16 protein-coding genes are annotated in these 16,213 nt (G+C 38.1%); 9 read left to right on the forward strand and 7 right to left on the reverse strand.

Features of this window, described 5'->3' with window-relative positions; translation table 11 throughout:
• Positions 1–13: 13 nt before the first annotated feature.
• Positions 14–937, forward strand: coding sequence for an AEC family transporter (locus F886_RS18805; RefSeq protein ID WP_005309774.1), 924 nt, complete (start codon positions 14–16; stop codon positions 935–937).
• A 31-nt stretch (positions 938–968) separates the two neighbouring features.
• Here F886_RS18805 and F886_RS18810 read toward each other — a convergent pair whose 3' ends face one another.
• The 3 genes from F886_RS18810 to F886_RS18820 all read right to left on the reverse strand — a co-directional run bounded on the left by F886_RS18810 (position 969) and on the right by F886_RS18820 (position 3,556).
• Positions 969–1,793, reverse strand: coding sequence for a tetratricopeptide repeat protein (locus tag F886_RS18810; protein ID WP_005309777.1), 825 nt, complete (start codon positions 1,791–1,793; stop codon positions 969–971).
• A 183-nt stretch (positions 1,794–1,976) separates the two neighbouring features.
• Positions 1,977–2,687, reverse strand: a complete 711-nt coding sequence (locus F886_RS18815) for a DsbC family protein (RefSeq protein ID WP_005309781.1) — start codon at positions 2,685–2,687, stop codon at positions 1,977–1,979.
• Between the two features lie 146 nt (positions 2,688–2,833).
• Complete coding sequence (locus F886_RS18820; protein ID WP_005309784.1) at positions 2,834–3,556, reverse strand: CAF17-like 4Fe-4S cluster assembly/insertion protein YgfZ; 723 nt, start codon at positions 3,554–3,556, stop codon at positions 2,834–2,836.
• A 212-nt stretch (positions 3,557–3,768) separates the two neighbouring features.
• Here F886_RS18820 and F886_RS18825 point away from each other — a divergent pair, with 212 nt between their 5' ends.
• The 4 genes from F886_RS18825 to F886_RS18840 all read left to right on the forward strand — a co-directional run bounded on the left by F886_RS18825 (position 3,769) and on the right by F886_RS18840 (position 5,674).
• A complete protein-coding gene (locus F886_RS18825) occupies positions 3,769–4,221 on the forward strand; it encodes an SRPBCC family protein (protein ID WP_081402325.1) in 453 nt (150 codons plus the stop codon).
• Positions 4,222–4,328: 107 nt separating this feature from the next.
• The gene (locus F886_RS18830; protein WP_005309789.1) at positions 4,329–4,685 is read left to right on the forward strand and encodes a DUF488 domain-containing protein; all 357 of its coding nucleotides are present in this window, start codon (positions 4,329–4,331) and stop codon (positions 4,683–4,685) included.
• Between the two features lie 91 nt (positions 4,686–4,776).
• Complete coding sequence (locus F886_RS18835; protein ID WP_005309792.1) at positions 4,777–5,121, forward strand: zinc ribbon domain-containing protein YjdM; 345 nt, start codon at positions 4,777–4,779, stop codon at positions 5,119–5,121.
• Positions 5,122–5,332: 211 nt separating this feature from the next.
• Positions 5,333–5,674: a YegP family protein gene (locus F886_RS18840; protein ID WP_005309794.1), complete on the forward strand. Its 342-nt coding sequence runs from the start codon at positions 5,333–5,335 to the stop codon at positions 5,672–5,674.
• Between the two features lie 53 nt (positions 5,675–5,727).
• Here F886_RS18840 and F886_RS18845 read toward each other — a convergent pair whose 3' ends face one another.
• From F886_RS18845 to F886_RS18860, 4 genes are all read right to left on the reverse strand, one after another.
• Positions 5,728–7,443, reverse strand: a complete 1,716-nt coding sequence (locus F886_RS18845) for a proline--tRNA ligase (protein ID WP_005309797.1) — start codon at positions 7,441–7,443, stop codon at positions 5,728–5,730.
• A 58-nt stretch (positions 7,444–7,501) separates the two neighbouring features.
• Entirely contained in the window at positions 7,502–10,600 is a 3,099-nt protein-coding gene (locus F886_RS18850) for an efflux RND transporter permease subunit (protein WP_005309800.1), read from the reverse strand.
• Positions 10,601–10,615: 15 nt separating this feature from the next.
• Positions 10,616–11,725, reverse strand: a complete 1,110-nt coding sequence (locus tag F886_RS18855; protein WP_081402334.1) for an efflux RND transporter periplasmic adaptor subunit — start codon at positions 11,723–11,725, stop codon at positions 10,616–10,618.
• 68 nt (positions 11,726–11,793) lie between these two features.
• Complete coding sequence (locus F886_RS18860) at positions 11,794–12,429, reverse strand: hypothetical protein (protein WP_005309804.1); 636 nt, start codon at positions 12,427–12,429, stop codon at positions 11,794–11,796.
• 285 nt (positions 12,430–12,714) lie between these two features.
• On the opposite strand from F886_RS18860, the gene pilG reads away from it, so the two are divergent.
• The 4 genes from pilG to F886_RS18880 are packed head-to-tail and all read left to right on the forward strand — an operon-like array spanning position 12,715 to position 16,205.
• Positions 12,715–13,098, forward strand: coding sequence for a twitching motility response regulator PilG (gene pilG, locus F886_RS18865; protein WP_000389061.1), 384 nt, complete (start codon positions 12,715–12,717; stop codon positions 13,096–13,098).
• A gap of 23 nt (positions 13,099–13,121) precedes the next feature.
• Complete coding sequence (locus F886_RS18870) at positions 13,122–13,484, forward strand: response regulator (protein WP_004789266.1); 363 nt, start codon at positions 13,122–13,124, stop codon at positions 13,482–13,484.
• A gap of 59 nt (positions 13,485–13,543) precedes the next feature.
• The gene (locus F886_RS18875; RefSeq protein ID WP_005309806.1) at positions 13,544–14,080 is read left to right on the forward strand and encodes a chemotaxis protein CheW; all 537 of its coding nucleotides are present in this window, start codon (positions 13,544–13,546) and stop codon (positions 14,078–14,080) included.
• Positions 14,081–14,123: 43 nt separating this feature from the next.
• Positions 14,124–16,205: a methyl-accepting chemotaxis protein gene (locus tag F886_RS18880; protein WP_005309808.1), complete on the forward strand. Its 2,082-nt coding sequence runs from the start codon at positions 14,124–14,126 to the stop codon at positions 16,203–16,205.
• The last annotated feature ends 8 nt before the right edge of the window (positions 16,206–16,213 follow it).

The raw sequence follows: 16,213 nt of genomic DNA on the forward strand, positions 1-16,213 counted from the left end.
GTGAGGACGGTCGGTGGTTTTTCAGGTTATTTTACCTATCTTGATATTGCTATTGATGGGCTATGTTTGTGTCCTCATCAAATTGGTAATGCCTGAACAGATCAGGGCTCTTAGCGCATTTGTAATTAAAATTTCTTTACCAGCTTTTTTAATTCATTCTTTGGCAAATAAAAACTTACAAGACATTTGGCACCCAGCTTATTTTCTTGCTTATGGCGGTGGGTCTTTAATTTTATTTTTCTTGGCTTTCATTCTCTATCGAAAATATTTTAAAAATAGTTTAACTCATAGCGCCGTTATTTCGATGGGCGCATCTATGTCCAATACTGGATTTATGGGAACAGCTATTTTAACCATGTTGATAGGTAATCACGCTGCGATTTATATTTCTTTAACACTCATCATTGAAAATTTATTGATTGTGGCGCTGATGCTCATTCTGGCCGAAGCGGGTTTACATCAACAACAAAATCTTTTACCGCTTTTAAAACAGACTTTCTTAAACTTACTCAAGAATCCTGTCATTATCGCGATTTTGGTTGGAATGGGATGTATTCTTTTCGATGTTAATCTTCCTGCGACGCTTGATCAGTCTTTAGAGTTACTTGGACGTACAGCTTCACCTTTGGCCTTGTTTGCAATTGGCGGGAGTTTAGTGGGGATTGGAATCACAGCAGTAAATACAGAAAGTATTTTGTTGGCGATATTTAAAGTTATCCTCATGCCATCTGTTATTTTTTCTCTCTTTTTAATAACTCCAGATGTAAGTCGTGAGATGCTTTACGCAGGAACATTAATTGCTGCTTTACCAATGCCGATTGCTTTCGGAATTTTTGGACAAGCTTATGGATTAAATGAAAAAGCATTAACACCGCTTATGATTAGTACAGTTGTTGGTTTCATTGGGGTTAGCGGGCTTATTGCTTTGTGGTGGTAAAAGAAAAGCCCCTTACGGGGCTTTTCATTGACTATTTTTTTTGTGCTGGCTGTGCGGGAGCATTTGCAGCCTGTTTACTTTTTTCTGCAATAATCTTATCAACCGAGGCTAAAGACTCTTTAGCGTTAGGAACATTTTGATTGGCAAGTTCAGTAAAGATCTTTTTGGCCTCAGGTAAATTTTGCGGAATGATATTGCCATTCGCCATCATGGTCGCTAAAGCCATAGACGCAGGAGCGTAACCTTTTTGAGCAATCGATTGCAAAGCTTCGATACCTTGGCGTTTCATTAACGGATTTTTATTTTCCACACCTTGGCTAATATCATAAAGTGCTTTCACCTGAGTCGCTGGATAGTTACCCTTTCTAATTAAAGGCGCTAACTTTTGAAGGGCAATTTGATGTGACTGTGGTTTCTTCTGAGCAAATAAAATCGTCGCAATTTTCACAGTTGCATCATCAGAACCTTGAGCCGATGCTTTTTGAATATATTGACTGAATTTGTTGCTGTCTTTGGCAACCCCTAATTCACCAGTCTCATAAATTTGTGCCAGCGTGTAACTCGCTTGGGCGTAACCTTTATTTGAGGCATCTTCATAATATTTGAGGGCTTTAGAAGAGTCTTTTCCTGTACCTTGGCCCATTTGAGTCATATAGCCTAAGTTATAGATGGCTTGGGCATTCCCTGTTTGGGCTAGGCGTTGCATTTCTTGAAATGCGGCAGAGTAATTTTTTGCTGCGTAGAGTTGTTCAGCTTGTTTGAAAACATCGGTTTTAGCAGCAGTCGCCGTGTTATCAGCTGCAAAAATTGATGCACTTGAAAGGGTGATTAGGCTTGCGATTAGTAATTTCTTCATTTCTTTTTAACCTTTTACTTCGTAGCTACATCATTCCATTGATGCATTAAATAGTTTCATTTCTCATCATAAATATTGATTGCTGAAAGTAAACAGCCGATTTGTATATAAAGCGCTGCACTTTGGGCAAATTGTGGAGAAAAAAGACCCACTCACATTCATACAATGGAATGGGTAATATTATTATTTTGCTGACTGAAGTAATGCTTCAATTTGTTTGGCATCACTTGGAACACCAGAGAGTCTTTGGCCATCTTGCAAGAACAGGGTAGGTGTTCCATCAATATTTAATTTTTGACCTAAAGCGATATTTTTCTGAATTGGGCTTGAGCAACTTTTGCTATTAGTCGGCAATTTGCGGTTAAGCATGTAGTTTGTCCAAGCTTCTGCTGGATTTTTTGAGCACCAGATTTGATTTGAAACTTTTTCAGCATTTGGATGCAAACTAGTAAGAGGATAAAGGAACACATATACCGTTACGTTATCAACACCAACCATATTTTGTTCTAGGCGCTGGCAATATGGGCAATCTGGGTCACTAAAGACATAGATCGTACGTTCGCCTTTACCTTTTACATATTTAATGGCCTGATTTAATGGCAAACTTTTAACGTCAATTTTGCCCAGTTCGGCAATACGTTCTTCAGTCATATTTTTTTGTTGTTTGATGTCGACTAGGTTACCAACAAAAAAGTACTTAGCATCTTGGTTGGTATAGACAATGCGGCCGCTTGTGTACACTTCATAGATGCCTTGCACAGGAGATTGATAAACACCTTTTACAGGCAAATCTGGATAATTCGTCTTAAGATTTTGTTCAAGGGCTTTAACGTCAGCATGAGCAGAACCGAAAATAGCCAGACTCAACATGAGTGTAGCAAGTTTAGTTTTCATCTTTTTTCTCTTTAATTTCAACAGGGCTAATGATGGCATATAAAACTTAAAAAATTGACGTTCTAATCTAATGAAATCATTAGTGTTTTGTATCTATAAAAAAGCCCACTAACTTAGAAGTGGGCAGTTCGAGCTAATAAAAATTATTATTGTGGTCTTGCAACATCGCCACTTAAAGCTTCAGGTAACTCAAGAACTTGAAGCCCCAACTCTTGTAGAGCAGCAGGTTTAGCAACAACTAAAGCAAGATAGCCTTCATCATTTGCAATACTATTAACGACTTCAACATCGTTATTTAGTTGAGTTGCTGAAGCAGGTGCTTCACCTGTACCCTGAACCAGATGTAACCAGTGTTTTGGTTTTGCTTTAAACCAAAGACGCGCCACAATTTCCTGACCTAAGTAACAGCCCTTGTCATAATTGACACCTTCACGTTGATGTAAACGCAATTCTTGTGGCTGGAATTCATGTTCAGTTGCCTGTGTAATCCACGCTTGACCCGTCATAATGGCTTGTTTTTGCCATTCAGAAATATCAGTTTCAGTCGTATTGAACTCAGTTTGATGATTCACAACTTTTGGGAACACAGCGCCTTGTTCACTCAAGGTCATTTTCGAAAAAGCACCAAATTTTTTAATATGTTTGGTAAACTCTTCAGCTTGATCTTGAGCAACTACAATTTCAAAACTTTCAGGATTAATCTTTTTTAGCCATAAGCCAAAGTGAATACGACCTTTAAGATCACAGATCGCTGTATAGCGAGTTTCATTTTCAGCTAAACGTTCAGTATCTACAGTAACTTGGCCTTGTAAAAACTTCTGTGCATCTACACCGTTTAAAGCATATGAGGAGAAAGCGAGCAGACTCATGATTAATCTCAAATTCAATATGTTTCTTTATGATTGCTGACTATTTTGCTCCATTTTTACTAAAAAATCAGCCCTAGTTTTCGTAATTTGATTTCGCCTGAAAAAAGTATTTTGTTTGAAAAAACACCAAAAATATACGTTCGGATAAATCGGAAGGTTTAAGCTAATAAGCATAATTTCGATAATTTAAAAGAAATTAAAATAAGGAGAATATGATGGCAACAGGAACAGTAAAATTTCATCGCGTGTTTAAGGCTCCAGCCGAGCGAGTTTACCGTGCATTTTTAGACCCAGATGCTTTAGTCAAGTGGTTACCGCCGCACGGCTTTACTGCCAAGGTTCATAGTTTTGATGCAAGTGTTGGTGGCTCATACAAAATGAGTTTTACCAATTTTTCGACAGGTTCAACACACGCTTTTGGTGGAACATATGTTGAATTAGTTCCAAATGAATTAATTCGATATAACGATCAATTTGATGACTCAAATTTACCAGGCACTATGCAAGTTACTATTACATTAAAAAGCGTATTGGTAGGTACGGAAGTACATATTACGCAAGAAGGCATACCTGAAGTGATTCCTGTAGAAGCATGCTACTTAGGGTGGCAAGAATCCCTATCTTTGCTTACTTTATTGATTGAAGCAGATATCCCTGACCAATAAACCTTCTAAAATTTTAATGAAATATTTAAAAAGTGAGTGGAGTTAAATCTGCTCACTTTTCTTTTATAAGATCTATCTAAAATGTAAAACTTACGCAGAGAAAGATTATGGATATACACATTAAAAGAATTTATGAAAATGCTGAGCCTAGTGATGGAAAGCGAATTTTGGTTGACCGTTTATGGAGTAGGGGAATTAGTAAGGAGAATGCCCACTTAGATTTGTGGCTAAAAGAAATAGCACCATCGACCGAGCTTAGAAAATGGTTTCATGCTGCAACACCAGATCATTGGCAGGAGTTTAAACAGCGCTATTTAAAAGAGCTTGAGACCAATTCCGCAGTTCAAGAGCTACAACACATCGCAGTAGAACATACAGTTACGCTTTTATATTCAGCAAAAGATGTGGAAAATAACCATGCAATTATTTTGAAAGAATATTTATTAAGTAAAAACTCAAAATGAATGTATAAATTTTTTTTTGGTAAAAGTCTTTTATTTAAAACTTTAAAAAATGAATCATATCTCGCATAATATACTTTTTGAGATTTTTTTCATGTCTTTGCCAAACTGCCCACAATGCCAATCAGAATATACTTACCAAGATGGCGACTTATTGATTTGTCCTGAATGCTCAAATGAGTGGAAAGAAGGGGATACATCGCTTACTGAAGAACAAGAAATTATTAAAGATGCTAATGGAAATGTATTAGCTGATGGCGACAGTGTAACTGTCATTAAAGACTTAAAAATTAAAGGTTCATCTTCAGTCGTAAAAGTAGGCACGAAAGTAAAAACGATTCGTTTAGTTCCAGATGCAAGTGATGGCCACAATATCGATTGCAAAATTGATGGTATTGGTCAGATGAAGTTAAAATCTGAATTTGTAAAAAAAGCTTAAATTGTTAATTTTAATTACATTTCAGTAGAGATATGCACTTATATCTCTACTTTTTAAATTTCTAACATCATTATAATTTTATTACGAAAAAGTATAAAAAATGGGCTATTCAAAGAATGATAGCCCATTTATATTGTCATAAATAACAAATAACTTTCGTCCAGAATAATAACGAAAGTCATACCCACACCAACAAAAAAATGAGGTTTTTATGGCAGGATGGTACGAAATTTCACTAGCGAGTGATGGACAATACCGCTTTATTTTAAAAGCAGGAAATGGTGAACCTATTCTAAATAGTGAGCTATATAAGGCTAAAGCTTCTGCGGTAAATGGTATTGAATCAATTCAGAAAAATAGTGGTGATGACGCACGATATGAGCGTTTAACTGCAAAGAATGGGAAACCTTATTTCAATTTAAAAGCTGCAAATCATCAAATTATTGGCACAAGTCAATTCTATGCGAGCGAAGCTTCACGTGATAAAGGAATTGAGTCTGTTAAAACCAATGGTTCATCGACAACTATTAAAGACTTAACGGTTCAGGCATAAAAATTGAGTTAAAAAAGCAGCTTCTAAAAGCTGCTTTTTTATTTGTCTATTTATTAACGCGCTAACTTAGCTAAAAGTTCTTCTTTCGTTAAATTGCTCGCTTCAGCATCGCGGCGGCCTTTATATTCAAAAGTACCAGCATCAAGACCTTTTTCACCAATCACAATACGGTGCGGAATACCCATCAATTCAAGGTCAGAGAACTTAACGCCTGGACGTTCGTTACGATCATCAAGCAACACATCAAAACCTTGAGCTTGAAGTTCTGCATAAAGTGCTTCTGCTGCTTCAAGAGTGCGTGGTGATTTGTGCGCATTCATTGGAACAATTGCAATTTCAAAAGGTGCAATGGCTTGTGGCCACATAATACCTTTGTCATCGTAGTTTTGTTCAATTGCAGCTGCAACAACACGAGTTACGCCAATACCGTAGCATCCCATGGTTACTGTAAATGGTTTGCCATCTTCACCTAGAACTTTACAGCCTAAAGCTTCAGAGTATTTAGTACCAAGCTGGAAAATATGGCCTACTTCAATACCGCGTTTAATTTGTAGTGTGCCTTTACCATCTGGAGATGGGTCACCTTCAACGACATTACGCAAATCAAAAACTTCAGTAATTTGTGCATCACGTTCCCAGTTTACGCCAACAGCATGTTTATCAGCTTCATTTGCACCAGCAACGAAATCTGAAAGAACAGATGCAGCGCGGTCAACAATTACAGTTAAGCCTTTTTCAACTAAACCTTGTGGACCTGTAAAGCCAGCAGTTAAACCAAATGCTTGAAGTTGTGCTTCAGTTGCAAAAGTAAGAGGGGCAGCCACTAAAGGATGCTTCTCAGCTTTAATCTCATTCAGTTCGTGGTCACCACGTACAAATAGAGCAACAACAGGAACATTACCTTTTTCGTCAGCAACACCTTGAACCAATAAAGCTTTAACCGATTGCTTTGGATCAGCATTTAAGAACTGACATACATCATCAATCGTTTTCTGGTTTGGTGTTTCAATCAATTTGAATTCTTGTGTCGGTGCTGCACGTTCACCCACTAAAACAGCCTCAGCCATTTCAACGTTTGCTGCATAATCAGATTCAGTTGAAAATGCGATGTCATCTTCACCACTAGCAGCCAATACGTGGAATTCGTGTGAAGCTGAACCACCAATAGAACCTGTGTCGGCTTGTACTGGGCGGAAGTCTAGACCTAAGCGGGTGAAAATACGGCTATAGGTGTCGTACATTACGTCATAAGTTTCTTGTAGCGATTCTTGAGTTGCATGGAAAGAATAAGCATCTTTCATGATGAACTCACGTGAACGCATTACACCAAAACGTGGACGAATTTCATCACGGAATTTGGTTTGAATTTGATAGAAATTTACAGGAAGCTGCTTATAACTTTTAAGTTCGTTACGTGCCATATCTGTAATAACTTCTTCATGCGTTGGCCCAAGTACGAATGGGTTCGTATGACGATCTTTAAAACGTAATAACTCAGGACCATATTGTTCATATCGACCCGATTCTTCCCAAAGACTTGCGGGTTGAGTCACGGGCATGAATACTTCCATTGCGCCTGAGCGGTTCATTTCTTCACGAACAATCGCATCTACTTTTTTAAGCACACGTGTTCCCATCGGCAGCCATGTATATAAACCAGATGCCAATTTACGAATCATCCCCGCACGTAACATGAGCTGGTGTGAAATCACTTCAGCATCATTTGGGGTTTCTCTCAACGTTGCAAATAAAAAGCGGCTTGCGCGCATGGAAAAAGTCCTAAAAGTTAAGCGTTATAAAAACGCAGATTATACGATAATCGCTGCATTATGACATGAATCGTCGAGTTTGACGCAGCATAAAGTTTTTCAAGTCATCTAGATAAGTGAAAATGACGGGTACAACCACAAGAGTCAATAGGGTCGAGGTAATTACTCCCCCAATTACAGCGTGAGCCATTGGTGCGCTTTGCTCACCGCCTTCGCCAAGACCTAAAGCTAAAGGAACCATCCCCATCACCATGGCACTTGTTGTCATTAAAATTGGACGTAAACGAGTTTTGCCCGCTTGTAAAATAGCATCGTAACGGCTTGTCCCCTGATCCATTGCTTTTTTAATAAAGTCGATAAGCAAAATCGCATTTTTAGTGACGAGCCCCATCAACATAATAATGCCAATAATTGAAAATAGGTTTAGGGTACTTTTGAATAAGAATAAGGCAAGAAAAACACCAATGAGTGACAATGGTAAAGAGGTCATAATTGCAGCAGGATGAATAAAGCTATTAAACTGAGAACCTAAAACAATATAGATAAACACAATTGAAAGGGTGATGGCTGTTAATGCATATCCAGCAGATTCAGCCATGTCAGCATTTGCTCCTTGAGTATTAAATGTATATCCAGCAGGTAGTTTAAATGCCTTTTGCATTTTATCGATGTCTTGACCAATGTCGCCGCTAGGTCGTCCTGAGGTATTTGCCTCAATCAGTACTTCACGTTCAAGATCACGTCGGTTAATTTGTGAAGCACCGAGTTTTTCTTCGGTTGTTGCAACTGCGCTAAGTGGAACTAATATATTTTGCCCAGTCGCATTGGTCTTATTGGAATTGAGATATAGGTTCTGCACATCTTGTGGAAGCATACGTTTATTTTCATTTAAACGTACATTCACATCATAATTTTCGCCATCGCGATCTTCCCAAGTTGTGACATTGTCACCCGCAATTAATGGGCGAATCGCATTGGCAATTTGAGAAACTGATAAACCTAAGTCACTTGCCAGTACACGATTAATATGGACACCCAGAGTCGGCTTTGGTTCTTTCAATGAGCTTTCTAAATCAACTACACCTTTAATTTTTTCCATTTCAGCAATAAAACGATCTGAAATTTTCTGTAGCTCATTTAGGTCAGATCCTTTAATAGAGATCATGATTGGCTTTTGCCCGCCAGAGACAGAATCTTGTGCTGCGGCAACAGAAGTCACTCGAATACCTGCTACACTTTGCAAACGATCGCGGAACTCATTGTTGAGTGTATTCAAATCTGCGCTACGTTCTTGTTTTGGCTTTAAGGTCACACCTAAACCTGCATGGTTTTTACCAGAGTCTACTTCACTGTTGACCACGCCATAAGTAGAAACCACATCGGGAAATTGTCTAATAATTTTATCGACTTGATGTAATTTCGCTTGGGTATATTCCAAGGATGCATCTACAGGAGTTTCAAACTGAATACGAACTTCACCTTTATCTGGGGTAGGTACAAATTCAGTCCCAATGAGTTTAGACAGTCCTAGTGCAGCAAATAGTGAAACAATTGCAATAATGACTGTGATAAAACGGAAACGTAAAGCCAGCTTTAAGAGCTTTTCATAAACATGAGTCAGTCGATCTAACACATTAGAAATATGGTTAAAAAAGCGTTGTAGCCAATTATCTTTTTTCTTGATTGGATCTTTCCAGTGAGCAGAGAGCATTGGATCGAGCGTAAAACTAATAAACATTGAAATTAAAACGGCTGTACTCACCGTTACGCCAAACTGATAAAAGAAACGTCCAATCAACCCGCCCATGAAGGCAACTGGTAAAAATACGGCTACAATGGTAAGCGTAGTTGCGAGTACGGCTAAACCAATTTCTTTTGTGCCTTCTAGGGCAGCAGTCACATGATCTTTGCCAAGTTCAGTATGTCTTACGATGTTTTCCCGAACCACAATTGCATCATCAATTAAGAGGCCAATACTGAGCGATAGGGCTAATAACGTCATCATATTAATGCTGAAACCAAAAGCCCAAATGAAAGTTAAGGTTCCTAGCAAAGTAATCGGTAAGGTTAAGCCTGTAATAACGGTAGAGCGGAAAGAACCTAAAAATAATAGAACAATTAAAACTGCTAAGGCAGCACCTTCAATAATGGTACGGGTCACATCTTTAATTGAAGCGCGAATTCCTTTGGAGCTGTCGGCCACAACTTTGTAGTTTAAACCCGCAGGCATTTGTGTTTTTAATTTCTCTAAAGTTTGGTAGGTTTTATCAACAACCTGAATTACATTGGCATCAGAACTCTTTAAAATATCGACAGAGACTGCTGTTCTTCCATTATAAAATGCGCTTGATTGTAGTTCGGCTTGAGTATCTTCAATCGTTGCAACTTGCTTTAGAAAAATTGGTGAACCATTTTTATTGGCAATCACCAAATCACCAAAAGCAAGTGGATGAATGACCTTTGATTGAATCTGTACAACCAGTTCAGAATTCTTTTGTTGTAAGGTTCCTGCGGGAACTTCAATATTTTCATTTTTTAACGTATTGATGACCTGATCAATGCCAATGCCATAACTTTGCAATTGCTCAGGAAGAATTTTTATTCGTATTTGCCGTTTGGCATCCCCCAATAAATTCACATTACCGACACCAGACACTGTTTTAAGCTGCGGCACGATACGTTTATCTACATATGAACTTAATTGGGCCAAACTCATGCTATTTGATTCAAATACAACTGACATGATCGGGCTAGAAGAAGGGTCGTAGCGTTGTACAATCGGTGTATCAATTTCATCACGAAATTGGGCTGTGACTGGAGCAATTTTGTCACGAACATCTTGTGCTGCAAGGGCCGATGAAGTATCGAGATTAAACTCAGCCACAATCATCGAAAAACCTTCACTTGAGCGTGAAGTGATTTGTTTAATCCCTGAAATTGTATTGATCTGATCTTCGAGTTTCTTTGTAATATCTGATTCGACAGCTTCAGGTGAAGCACCAGCATATTGCGTAGTCACTACTACGAATGGGAAATCGACGTTCGGAAACTCTTCAACCGTCATACGTTTCCAAGAAGCTAACCCGAGTACCATTAAGCTGATCATCATCATAATAGTAAAAACGGGGTATTTCACACTGATTCGAGTAAACCACATATGCTATTTGCTACCTTATTTATTTTTTTCGGTTGTAACCGTCACTTTTTTATTAATGTCGGAATCTTCAAATTGAATACGGCTTACTAGATCTGTGCGTTGTAGGCCATCAATTAAAGCAATATTGTCGTTATAGCGCTGTTCAATTACTCGAATTTTAACTTTTTGAATGGTGTGATTACGTACCACCCATACAAAAGGATCATGTTGCATATTTTGAATGCTGTCTAAAGGAATCGTTTGGCCTTGCTGAGTGTCATTACGGAGAATATTTCCATTAATGAAAGCACCAATGCTTAACGAATCAATTTTTTCTTTAGGAACGGCAAAGAATTCGATTTGTCGGCTGTCTTGATCAGCAACAGGTGAAATACGCGTAAGCGTCGCATTTAATTGCTTAGAATTTCCTTGAATCTGATATTGAATGCTGCTACCGACTTTAAGAGCAGACTGCTGTTCAATTGGTAGCTTGGCTTGTATTTCAAGTTGGTCTGGATTTACGATTTCAAATAAGGTTTGACCAACTGATACGGTCTGACCAGGTTCGACTTGTCGTTTAGTAATGACGCCTGAAATTGGGCTGGTAATAATGCCGTCTTGATCAGCCTTACGAGCAATATCAACATTCGCTTGTTGGGCCTTTACACTTTCAAGTTGTCCTTTATAGTCAACCTGACTCTGTTCAAACTCGACACGAGCAATAAACCCCTGATTAAAAAGTCGTTGCTTTCGGTTCATTAAATTGCGTGCAAGTTCAGCTTGTGACTGAGCTGATGCGAGGTTGGCGCGCGCTTGTGCTAAACGTGCAACATTGTCCTGATTATTCAATCTCACTAAAACTTGGCCTTTTTGTACCTGTTGACCAACATTTGTAGTTACAGTCGTCGCTGTGGCGCTCACTTGAGCCTGAATTGAACTTTGCTGAACCGCACGGATGGTTCCCGTAAATGCAGTTTGAGAGTCAAGTGCTCCTTCTTTAACTGCAATTAGGTCTTGGGGAATGAGTTCAATTTTTGCTGGAGCTGATGCCGTTGTTTTAGTCGTTTCTTGCTGATTACATGCAGCTAAAATCAAACATAAACTAATAATACTCAGTTTAAAAATAGTGGAAGGGGTGAGATGCATCTTGTGCATACAGCATCATCCTATAATTCAAATTTTATTTTGCCCCTATTCTTGATAAACCTTTACAGTTATTCAAGCTTTTTTAAACGCTCGATAATGTTTTCATACTCGCTATTGGTACGTTTGTAAGTCTTGGAAAGTGTTTCAAGTGTCTGTTTGACTTTGTAAATATTATTTAGATTGTTTTCAATCAAAGTCTTATGTCGTTCAGGAATGACTTCTCGCTTTCTGAAATATTCCATTTCTTGACGCTTAAATAAAATTTTGTCTTGTTGTAACTGGTCGAGTTGTTCCTCTTGATAGTTAATTTGCTTCTTTATAGCAAGTAATGCTTGATCTCTTTTAAGCATGGCTGTCTTACTATTGCTATAAGCATTTTTTAATTTGATATCTAGTTCTCTATGCCGTGCCGATAATGCTCGTTGACCTGATTGATTTAAATCAGCCTCGGCACTATAAGAGTGATTTCTTTTAATCACTTGCATATTTTGATCTAGAACTTCATAACCGTAACGAATGTGAGCAGGAGTGACAGATGTACTGATATTGGCAGTACCGTGTTGATCATAATAACGATACCAGACCACTTTAGAAGTATCTGCTAGAGCCAAGGTTGTTGAAAAACAGAGCGAACCGAAGGAAATAATGCCTATAGATACAGACAAGCAGTTCCTATAAAAGGCATATTTCATCCGATTATTCATTGAAAATCCCCAAAAAAAGAAAGCTAAATCGCTTATTTTTAAATAATTAATCTTTAATATATTAGTTATTATTTAGCTGAATAAAAATATAGTCATTATAAAAAAAATGATAATTTTAATTAAAGTGTGATGAGGTTAAAAGTTATTGTTTATAAATGAGAAAGTAGACAAAAATGCCTCATTGAAAATAGACTGTGAGATATGTTAAAAATGCGTATAAATGCGTAAAAACAAATTTAAGTTAAATTGCATTTATATTTTATATTTATGGGGATGGAAGATTAAATGGAAGATGCATTCCAAAATCTGAAAGTAATGGTAATTGATGACTCAAAAACCATTCGCCGAACAGCCGAAACTTTATTACAGCGAGAAGGCTGTGAAGTAATTACTGCGGTGGATGGATTTGAAGCTTTGTCCAAAATTGCAGAGGCAAATCCAGATATTGTTTTTGTCGATATCATGATGCCTCGTTTAGACGGTTATCAAACTTGCGCTTTGATTAAAAACTCTCAAAATTATCAGAACATTCCCGTTATCATGCTCTCTAGTAAAGATGGTTTATTTGATCAGGCAAAAGGGCGTGTGGTAGGTTCAGATGAATACTTGACGAAACCTTTTAGCAAAGACGAATTGTTAAACGCGATTCGTAATCATGTAAGTTCATAATTAAGTAATTTAAGGGCAAAGAAATGGCACGTATTCTTATTGTTGATGACTCACCAACAGAAACTTATCGTTTTAGAGAAATTCTAACCAAGCACGGCTATGATGTACTTGAAGCATCTAATGGTGCAGATGGTGTAACTTTAGCAAAAGCTGAACAGCCTGACTTAGTGTTAATGGATGTTGTTATGCCTGGTGTAAATGGTTTTCAGGCAACACGTCAGATTACCCGCGATGAAGACACTAAGCATATTCCTGTTGTTATTGTGAGTACTAAAGATCAGGCAACTGACCGAGTATGGGGCAAGCGTCAAGGTGCGATCGATTATCTGATTAAACCTATCGAAGAAAAGCAATTGATTGATGTAATTAAACAATTTCTAAATTAACTCATCCATCCATAAAAACATAAATAACGGGATTATCTGCCCGTTTTATAGGATCGAGTATGGCAGCGAATGGATTTATCGAGTTACTTCGTTTGTCTAAACGGGGTAATAAGAATTACGCTTCAGTTCAAAATGAAGCACAGCGATGGTCAGGAATTGCTTTTGAAATGAGAGGGCAATACTTCGTCGCACCACTTGGGGAAGTGTCAGAAGTTATCTATCCACCGAAATATACGCCAGTTCCAAATGCTCAAAGTTGGGTAAAAGGTTTAGCGAACATTCGGGGAAGGTTGCTTTCAGTTTCTGATTTGGCTCATTTTATTTCAGGGCAACGAAGTACATTTTCGTCTGCCCAAAAAGTGTTATGTATTAGCCATCACGACCAGTATGTGGGGTTGGTTGTGGATCAGGTCTTGGGGATTCAGCACTTTAATAAAAAAAGTTTTTTTTCTCAAAGCTTAGACTTAGAGGAAAACCTAAAAGATTATTGCCAAGGTTATTTTCACCAACATAACCAGCATTGGCATGTCTTTTTATTTAGTCGTTTATTGCAAAACCCACATTACATGAATGCATCGACAAAATTTATAAACTAATTTTTTACGCTGTGAAAAACAGAGTATTTTCTGGGGAGAAGCTATGGGCTTTAAGCTTAAAAAGAAAGGCGGCAATCGTGTTGCGTCCGAAAAATCGGGTCTCAATTTTATTGCAAAAATCCAGTCAGGAATTGAGCAATACGCCAGTTTATTTGGGGAAAGTGAAAAGTCCAAGCCTATCCTTTATGTAGCGTTGTTATGTTTGGTATTTGCTTTAACTTCGCTCGTTTATTTATTTTATAGCGTACCTCGACATAACGAATTAACACGTAGTTTGGGTGAGTTGCGTTTATTGTCACAAACGATTTCTAGACAGGCTACTGAAGCAACGGCTTCTGGTTCACCTAAAGCTATGAAAGACTTAGCTGAATCAAATAAACTTTTTGCAGAAAATATCAAAGATGTTGAAAATATTCATGGTACATCTTCAAAAGAATACAAAAAGGTTGCAGTTCTGTGGAAAGCTTTGTCGTATGACATTAACTTGATCTCGTCACATCAAGACGTAATTAATCAGTTATATAACATGAATATCTCGATTAGTGATTCTATTCCAGAGATTCAGGCTGAATATAACTTGATGGTTGATAAGATGGTTCGCGAAAAAGCACCAAGTAGTCAGGTGATTATTGCTAAGAACCAAGTATTTATTGCAGAACGTATTTTGCGCTCTATTAACACTGTTTTGGTTGGTACTGAAAACTCTCAGACCTCAGCACATGACTTTGGTGTGGATATTGAGACGTTTGGTGTGTATTTAAATGCACAGCTAAACGGAAATGCTGAATTGGGTGTTGCTAGAGTTGAGTCTCCGGAAGTACGTGAGTCTTTGGAAGGTATTAAATCTGAATATGATAAAGTTTTAAAATCTGCAGCGGCATCAGTTCTTAAACATACAGATCAGATTGTAAACGTACGTCAGTCATCAGGCGAGATTTTGTCGGAATCTGATGAAATGTTATCTGTATTGGGTGATCTTTCTAAGCAAACACAATATGGTTGGAAAGCATTTGCTTTAGTTGCACTTCTTACATTATCACTTCTAGGTTTAATTACTTCAGTCTTAAAGCTTTTATCACTTCGTAGTAAAGCAGATAAACAACGTGTAGCTACCTTACAAGAAGAATATGACCGTAACCAAAACGCGATTTTACGTTTACTAGATGAAATCGCCGACTTGGCAGACGGTGACTTGCGTTCATATGCAACAGTATCTGAAGACTTCACGGGAGCAATTGCCGACTCGATTAACTTCGCGATTGACCAATTACGTGATCTTGTATCCCGAATTCATGAAACTTCTCAGGAAGTTGCTCGCTATACGCATGATACACAGAATATTACTAACCAGTTGGCAGAAGCATCAGAGCATCAGGCACAAGAGATTGCTGGCGCATCAACCGCAATGAATGAAATGGCGCAGTCAATTGACCAAGTATCTTCAAATGCATCGGAGTCTACCGAGGTAGCAGAACGTTCGGTACAAATTGCTTCTAATGGCGCACAAGTGGTAAACCGTTCAATTGAAGGTATGGACACGATTCGTGAACAGATTCAGGAAACTTCTAAACGTATTAAACGTTTGGGTGAGTCTTCACAAGAAATTGGTAACATCGTATCGTTAATTAACGACATTGCGGACCAAACAAACATTCTTGCATTAAATGCGGCAATTCAAGCATCTATGGCAGGTGAGGCGGGACGTGGTTTTGCCGTGGTTGCAGATGAGGTACAGCGTCTTGCAGAACGTTCAGCATCGGCAACTAAACAGATTGAAACTCTGGTTAAAACAATTCAGACCGATACTAACGAAGCTGTTATTTCAATGGAACAAACAACAACTGAGGTTGTACGCGGAGCGAACTTAGCAAAAGATGCGGGTATTGCCTTGGATGAGATTCAAAAAGTATCTGGTGACTTGGCAAACTTAATGGCCAGTATTTCTGATGCAGCAAAACTTCAGTCTGCATCTGCGAGTCATATTGCGACAACCATGACCGTCGTACAAGAAATTACTTCGCAAACGACAACTGCAACATTCGATACAGCACGTTCGGTTTCTGAATTAGCAAATATGGCAGAGTCATTACGTGAATCGGTAACGGACTTTAAATTACCTGATTAAATTGGGGA

Source organism: Acinetobacter sp. NIPH 542 (assembly GCF_000369825.1).
Lineage (GTDB): Bacteria > Pseudomonadota > Gammaproteobacteria > Pseudomonadales > Moraxellaceae > Acinetobacter > Acinetobacter oleivorans.

Excerpts from the sequence above, each read along its gene's own strand:
- F886_RS18835 (WP_005309792.1), top strand. The coding sequence starts at position 4,777 with ATGTCTTTGCCAAACTGCCCACAATGCCAATCAGAATATACTTACCAA.
- F886_RS18820 (WP_005309784.1), bottom strand. The coding sequence starts at position 3,556 with ATGAGTCTGCTCGCTTTCTCCTCATATGCTTTAAACGGTGTAGATGCA.
- F886_RS18850 (WP_005309800.1), bottom strand. The coding sequence starts at position 10,600 with ATGTGGTTTACTCGAATCAGTGTGAAATACCCCGTTTTTACTATTATG.
- F886_RS18840 (WP_005309794.1), top strand. The coding sequence starts at position 5,333 with ATGGCAGGATGGTACGAAATTTCACTAGCGAGTGATGGACAATACCGC.
- F886_RS18880 (WP_005309808.1), top strand. The coding sequence starts at position 14,124 with ATGGGCTTTAAGCTTAAAAAGAAAGGCGGCAATCGTGTTGCGTCCGAA.
- F886_RS18830 (WP_005309789.1), top strand. The coding sequence starts at position 4,329 with ATGGATATACACATTAAAAGAATTTATGAAAATGCTGAGCCTAGTGAT.
- pilG (WP_000389061.1), top strand. The coding sequence starts at position 12,715 with ATGGAAGATGCATTCCAAAATCTGAAAGTAATGGTAATTGATGACTCA.
- F886_RS18855 (WP_081402334.1), bottom strand. The coding sequence starts at position 11,725 with ATGCATCTCACCCCTTCCACTATTTTTAAACTGAGTATTATTAGTTTA.
- F886_RS18810 (WP_005309777.1), bottom strand. The coding sequence starts at position 1,793 with ATGAAGAAATTACTAATCGCAAGCCTAATCACCCTTTCAAGTGCATCA.
- F886_RS18845 (WP_005309797.1), bottom strand. The coding sequence starts at position 7,443 with ATGCGCGCAAGCCGCTTTTTATTTGCAACGTTGAGAGAAACCCCAAAT.
- F886_RS18860 (WP_005309804.1), bottom strand. The coding sequence starts at position 12,429 with ATGAATAATCGGATGAAATATGCCTTTTATAGGAACTGCTTGTCTGTA.
- F886_RS18875 (WP_005309806.1), top strand. The coding sequence starts at position 13,544 with ATGGCAGCGAATGGATTTATCGAGTTACTTCGTTTGTCTAAACGGGGT.
- F886_RS18870 (WP_004789266.1), top strand. The coding sequence starts at position 13,122 with ATGGCACGTATTCTTATTGTTGATGACTCACCAACAGAAACTTATCGT.
- F886_RS18815 (WP_005309781.1), bottom strand. The coding sequence starts at position 2,687 with ATGAAAACTAAACTTGCTACACTCATGTTGAGTCTGGCTATTTTCGGT.
- F886_RS18825 (WP_081402325.1), top strand. The coding sequence starts at position 3,769 with ATGATGGCAACAGGAACAGTAAAATTTCATCGCGTGTTTAAGGCTCCA.